Genomic DNA, 2,692 nt, shown 5'->3' with positions numbered 1-2,692 from the left:
CCGTCGGCATGGCCGACGGGCGTTGTGTGTGGAGTGTTGCTCCCCCGTTTGGACTCGAACCAAAAACCTGCCGGTTAACAGCCGGCTGCTCTGCCAATTGAGCTACGGGGGACCGTAGGTCACCCGGCTGCGGATCTCTCCGCGCCGTGCGACGGGGACAAGAGTACAGGACATCGGGGGGTGGTGCGCCAGGGGGTTACCGGACTTCCCCCGCCCGGCGACCCGCCCCGGAACCCGCTCAGAATACCGGACAAATCGCCATCTCGGCACAGGGAGGCATGAGCGGAGAGCAGGATGGGTAGTTAGCCGCCGACAGAGAATGCAGGCGCGAGAAGGTCGCTTCCGCCGGGACCCCCCGTCGGGATCGGCGGCGCGTCAGGTACGGAAGGAGCCGCCATGCGCGGAAAGATCATGTTTCTTGGCGGGCTGGCTGCGGGATTCGTCCTGGGCGCCCGTGCCGGCCGGGAGAAGTACGAGGAGCTGGTGGTCCGGGGTCGCAAGGTGCTCGACCACCCGACCGTCCAGGAGGCGGCGGGGGTCGCGCAGGCCCAGGCGACCCGGCTCTACTCGGAGGGCAAGGACAAGCTGGGGCAGACCAAGCTCGGCGAGAAGCTGGGCACCGGCAACGGCAACGGCAACAGCAGCACCGGCAGCAAGCCGGGGCTGACCGACGCCGACAAGCCGTTCGCCGGCACGCCGGCCGCCGTCGGCGCCAAGTCCGGCTCGACCGGCACGGGTTCGACCAGCTCGACCGGCTCGTCGACCACCAGGTCGTCCGGCACGAGCACCAACCTCTGACCCACCCCCGAGAGCGGGCCGATCGCCATGGGCGTCCGGCCCGCTCTCGTCTGTCCGAACGAGACCCCGCTCCTACTTTCGCTTATTCTGAACAAAAGTAGTGGGGATCGATGAAAAACTTTTGGCGGCAATCTCTTCTCTTTGGTCTCGGTCGCAAATATCGTCTCGCGTAGAACCTGGCCAGGCTCTTGTCCCTTCCAGCGACCTCCTCAGCCACGTCACCGGAGGCTGAGGCGGACCCGCGTCCAGAGAGGCAGTCAGGACATGAACGACACATCGCACGGCCTGAGCCGTCGCCGGGTGCTCGGCACCATCGCCGGGGCGGCGGGCGCCGTCGCCGCCGCCGGGCTCGCCCCGTCGGCCGCGTTCGCCGGCAACGGGGTGCTCGTCCCGACCGGCAAGCGGGGCATCATCCTCTACAGCGTCCGCGACCGGATCGGCGCCGCCCCGGACGCCACCGGCGTGCCGTACGGGTTCGAGCGCGTGCTCGCCCGGCTCGCCGAGATCGGCTACAAGGAGGTCGAGTTCGCCGGGTACACCCAGCACACCTCGATCCTCGGCCGCCAGATCACCCCGGCGGAGATCCGCCAGATCCTGGACGACAACGGGCTGCGGGCCAACGGCTCGCACGCCTCCGTCCCGAGCACGGTCACCCCGGACACCATCGCGGCGTTCGAGCAGACCCTGGACACCGCCGAAATCCTCGGCATGACGCACATCGGCACCGGCAACGACCCGACCGGCAGCAACTACAAGGCCGACTGGGACGCCGCCGTGGACCGGTGGAACACCTTCGGCGAGATGGCCGCGGCCCGGGGCCTGAAGCTCTACACCCACAACCACGACGCCGCGTACGACTTCCTGCGCGACAGCGGCCCGCTGGACGCGCAGGGCCGGCCGACCCGGTCCTCGGGTGTGCGCAAGTTGGAGTACTTCATCGCACGGACCAACCCGGAGTGGGTCTGGTTCGAGATGGACATCTACTGGGCGCACGTGGCCCAGCACCGGTTCCGCAGCTACACCGACCCGGACGGGGTGACCCGGACCAGCATCTTCGACCCGCTGGCCGTGGTCGCCGGGCAGACCAAGCGGTTCCCGCTGTTCCACGCCAAGGACGGCACGTACAACCCGGCCAGCGCGGCCGGGTACGAGATGGTGCCGCTCGGCCAGGGCGACATCGACTACGGCACCTTCTTCGCGAACATGGGCGCGAAGGGTTACCACAACCCGATGTGGGAGCAGGACAACGCACCGGGCGGCGCCGCCGACCCGGGCCGGTCCCTGCGCTACGCGGAGGTCAGCTATCGGCACATGTCGGGTCTGCGGGGCTGACGGACTCGACACCGGATCGCAGGGGCCGCACCGGGAAACCGGTGCGGCCCCTCGCGTCACGCGGCCGTGATGCCGGTGTGGCACATTCGGGGGGAGGTGATCGTGATGACGATGGTCGGACCGGAGACCGCCGACCAGGCGCGGCTGCTGCGCCTGCTGCGCGACGACGGCCCGCGCTCGCGGGTCGAACTGGCCGACGCCCTGGGGCTGCCCCGGGCCCGGTTCACCAGCGAGGTGGAGCGGCTGGCCGCGCAGGGCCTGGTGGAGACCGCCGGGCCGGCCGCGTCCCGGGGTGGCCGGCGTTCCTCGCTGCTGCGGATCGCCCGGCAGGTGCGCTTCGGCGCGGTGCGGGTCGGCGACGGGCGGCTGGCGGTCGCGCTCACCGACGGCGAGCTGACCCTGCTCGCCCGGCACGACGAGCCGGTCGACGTGCGGCTCGGCCCGGAGGTGGTGGTCGGCCGGGCGGTCGAGCTGCTCGGCAAGCTGCGGGCCGAGGCCGGGCTGGCCCGGCTGGCCGGCGTCGGTGTCGCGCTTCCCGCGCCGGTCGCGGTCCGCGAGGGCG

The 2,692-nt window shown here is 70.9% G+C and carries 3 protein-coding genes and 1 tRNA gene; 3 read left to right on the top strand and 1 reads right to left on the bottom strand.

What is annotated here, in order from left to right; genetic code table 11:
- Positions 1-39: 39 nt before the first annotated feature.
- Positions 40-112: transfer RNA gene (locus tag F8274_RS30390), tRNA-Asn, on the bottom strand.
- A 284-nt stretch (positions 113-396) separates the two neighbouring features.
- Here F8274_RS30390 and F8274_RS30385 point away from each other — a divergent pair.
- The 3 genes from F8274_RS30385 to F8274_RS30375 form a co-directional block, all read left to right on the top strand.
- On the top strand, positions 397-798 hold the full coding sequence (locus F8274_RS30385) for a hypothetical protein (RefSeq protein WP_151465811.1): 402 nt from the start codon (positions 397-399) through the stop codon (positions 796-798).
- A 264-nt stretch (positions 799-1,062) separates the two neighbouring features.
- Positions 1,063-2,130: a sugar phosphate isomerase/epimerase gene (locus F8274_RS30380; RefSeq protein ID WP_151465809.1), complete on the top strand. Its 1,068-nt coding sequence runs from the start codon at positions 1,063-1,065 to the stop codon at positions 2,128-2,130.
- Positions 2,131-2,235: 105 nt separating this feature from the next.
- Positions 2,236-2,692: MarR family transcriptional regulator (locus F8274_RS30375; protein ID WP_151465808.1), on the top strand; the 457-nt coding region annotated here is incomplete at its 3' end.

It is taken from the genome of Micromonospora sp. AMSO31t (assembly GCF_008868175.1).
Lineage (GTDB): Bacteria > Actinomycetota > Actinomycetes > Mycobacteriales > Micromonosporaceae > Micromonospora.
This window is presented reverse-complemented; position numbering and strand designations above follow the sequence as displayed.